The sequence below is a fragment of the Magnetospirillum sp. SS-4 genome (genome assembly GCF_902729425.1).
GTDB lineage: Bacteria > Pseudomonadota > Alphaproteobacteria > Rhodospirillales > Magnetospirillaceae > Phaeospirillum.
In genome coordinates, this window is record NZ_CACVCH010000135.1 from 1 (window position 1) to 1,009 (window position 1,009).

At 63.0% G+C, this 1,009-nt stretch carries 1 protein-coding gene; it reads right to left on the minus strand.

All coding sequences use genetic code 11. The features are described 5' to 3' along the window. Positions 1-11 precede the first annotated feature (11 nt). A protein-coding gene (locus tag MTBSS4_RS18770; protein WP_173984898.1) for an IS630 family transposase occupies positions 12-973 on the minus strand; the annotation gives its coding sequence in 2 pieces (ribosomal slippage) (positions 12-625 and positions 625-973; 963 coding nt in all). Positions 974-1,009 lie beyond the last annotated feature (36 nt).

The following is a 1,009-nucleotide window of genomic DNA, read 5'->3' on the forward strand; positions in this document are numbered from 1 at the left end:
TTAGAGCATTTTCATATTGAGCGTCCATATCCGTCGTGGGCGAAGTAGTTTGCGCACTCCTCGGGCGGGAAGAGATCGAGGAGTTTTCCGATCACGTCCCACAACGTGTTGATGGTGCGGGCCTCGGCCTTTCGCAGCAGGCTCTTGAGCTTGGCGAAGGCCAACTCGATGGGGTTGAGATCGGGGGAATAGGGCGGCAGATAGCGCAGGGCGGCTCCTCTCGCCTCGATGGCCTCCTTGATGCCCACCACTTTGTGGGCGGGCAGATTGTCCATCACGACGATGTCGCCGGGCCGCAGTGTCGGGGCCAGCACTTGCTCGACATAGGCCAGGAAGATCGCGCCGTTCATGGCCGCATCGATGACGAAGGGGGCGGTGATCCCGTCGTGGCGGAGCGCACCGACGAACGTGGTCATCTTCCAATGTCCATGCGGCACCGAAGCCAGCAGGCGCTGTCCCCGTGGCGCCCGACCATAACGCCGGGTCATATTGGTCGAAGCCCCGGTTTCATCAAGGAAGACCAGACGCTTCGGATCCAGCATCGGCTGTTCGGCACGCCAGGCGATGCGGTCCTCGGCTACGTCGGGCCGTTCCTGTTCGGACGCATGCGCACTCTTTTTTTCAGACTCAGCTCGAGCCGCTCCAGCGTGTTCCACAGCCCGCCGATGCTGATCGACACCCCCAATTCCGCCAGCACCCAGGCCCGCAATTCGGCCAATGTCGCGTCCGGTTCAGCCTTGATCTGCGCCTGCAACGCTTCCAGATGAGCCGCCAGCTTCTGCCCCGGTCGTCCCGGTCGGGGCCTCGCCGTCGTCTCGCCCGTGGCCCGGCGTCGCCCCTGCGCCTTGTAGATGTAGGAAACGCTGACCTGGAACAGCGGAGCCACCTCGTAGGCGCTCTTGCCACTATCCACCGCCGCCAGAACCCGATCCCGCAAGTCCTGCGAATACGATTGCCCGGAACGCCACGCCATGGCCCCAATCCTCGGATCGTTGATACCGAGAATGTT